Here is a 2,138-nt window from a genome sequence, read left to right as displayed (position 1 = left end):
GTGGGTGGGTGACTGGTCGTTGTTTGAGAACTGCACAGTGGACGCGAGCATCTGTGGCCAAGTTTTTAAGGGCGCACGGTGGATGCCTTGGCACCAGGAACCGATGAAGGACGTGGGAGGCCACGATAGTCCCCGGGGAGCCGTCAACCAGGCTTTGATCCGGGGGTTTCCGAATGGGGAAACCCGGCAGTCGTCATGGGCTGTCACCCATACCTGAACACATAGGGTATGTGGAGGGAACGCGGGGAAGTGAAACATCTCAGTACCCGCAGGAAGAGAAAACAACCGTGATTCCGGGAGTAGTGGCGAGCGAAACCGGATGAGGCTAAACCGCGATGGTGTGAGACCCGGCAGGGGTTGCCGTCGCGGGGTCGTGGGATTCTTCTTGATCGGTCTGCCGGCCGGTCGGCGAGTCAGAAACCGTATGGGTAGTCGAAGGACATGCGAAAGGTCCGGCGTAGAGGGTAAGACCCCCGTAGACGAAATCTGTACGGCTCGTTTGGAGAACACCCAAGTAGCACGGGGCCCGAGAAATCCCGTGTGAATCTGGCGGGACCACCCGCTAAGCCTAAATATTCCCTGGTGACCGATAGCGGATAGTACCGTGAGGGAATGGTGAAAAGTACCGCGGGAGCGGAGTGAAATAGTACCTGAAACCGTGTGCCTACAAGCCGTGGGAGCGTCGGACATGCAGCTTGCTGTGTGTCTCGTGACTGCGTGCCTTTTGAAGAATGAGCCTGCGAGTTTGCGGTGTGTAGCGAGGTTAACCCGTGTGGGGTAGCCGTAGCGAAAGCGAGTCCGAATAGGGCGATTGAGTTGCACGCCCAAGACCCGAAGCGGAGTGATCTAGCCATGGGCAGGTTGAAGCGGAGGTAAGACTTCGTGGAGGACCGAACCCACCAGGGTTGAAAACCTGGGGGATGACCTGTGGTTAGGGGTGAAAGGCCAATCAAACTCCGTGATAGCTGGTTCTCCCCGAAATGCATTTAGGTGCAGCGTCACGTGTTTCTTGCCGGAGGTAGAGCACTGGATAGGCGATGGGCCTCACCGGGTTACTGACCTTAGCCAAACTCCGAATGCCGGTAAGTGAGAGCGTGGCAGTGAGACTGTGGGGGATAAGCTCCATGGTCGAGAGGGAAACAGCCCAGAACACCGACTAAGGTCCCTAAGCGTGTGCTAAGTGGGAAAGGATGTGGAGTCGCAGAGACAACCAGGAGGTTGGCTTAGAAGCAGCCACCCTTGAAAGAGTGCGTAATAGCTCACTGGTCAAGTGATTCCGCGCCGACAATGTAGCGGGGCTCAAGCACATCACCGAAGTCGTGTCATTGCAGCATGAAGGGCCAACGCCTGCTGTGATGGGTAGGGGAGCGTCGTGTGCCGGGTGAAGCGGCGGTGGAAACCAGTCGTGGACGGTACACGAGTGAGAATGCAGGCATGAGTAGCGATACAAGAGTGAGAAACTCTTGCGCCGATTGACCAAGGGTTCCTGGGTCAAGCTGATCTGCCCAGGGTAAGTCGGGACCTAAGGCGAGGCCGACAGGCGTAGTCGATGGACAACGGGTTGATATTCCCGTACCCGCTTTGAAGCGCCAACGTCGAACCAGGTGATGCTAAAGCCGTGAAGCCGGCCCGGAGTCTTCGGACAATGGGACGTGGTGGAGCCGCTGAACCAAGCTTGTAGTAGGTGAGCGATGGGGTGACGCAGGAAGGTAGTCCAGCCCGGGCGGTGGTTGTCCCGGGGTAAGGGTGTAGGACGAACGGTAGGCAAATCCGCCGTTCACATAGTCTGAGACCTGATGCCGAGCCGATTGTGGTGAAGTGGATGATCCTATGCTGTCGAGAAAAGCCTCTAGCGAGTTTCATGGCGGCCCGTACCCCAAACCGACTCAGGTGGTCAGGTAGAGAATACCGAGGCGTTCGGGTGAACTATGGTTAAGGAACTCGGCAAAATGCCCCCGTAACTTCGGGAGAAGGGGGGCCATTCCTGGTGATGAGTCTTGCACTCTGAGCTGGGGGTGGCCGCAGAGACCAGCGAGAAGCGACTGTTTACTAAAAACACAGGTCCGTGCGAAGCCGTAAGGCGATGTATACGGACTGACGCCTGCCCGGTGCTGGAACGTTAAGGGGACCGGTTAGCT

General features: G+C 57.4%; 1 rRNA gene. It reads left to right on the top strand.

The window, feature by feature from the left end:
• Positions 1-55 precede the first annotated feature (55 nt).
• Positions 56-2,138 (top strand): 23S ribosomal RNA (locus ACWDRR_RS44180); the annotation flags it as partial.

This window comes from Kitasatospora sp. NPDC003701, from assembly GCF_053587085.1.
Note: the sequence above shows the minus strand (reverse complement) of the source record. Positions and strands in the feature narration are given on the sequence as shown.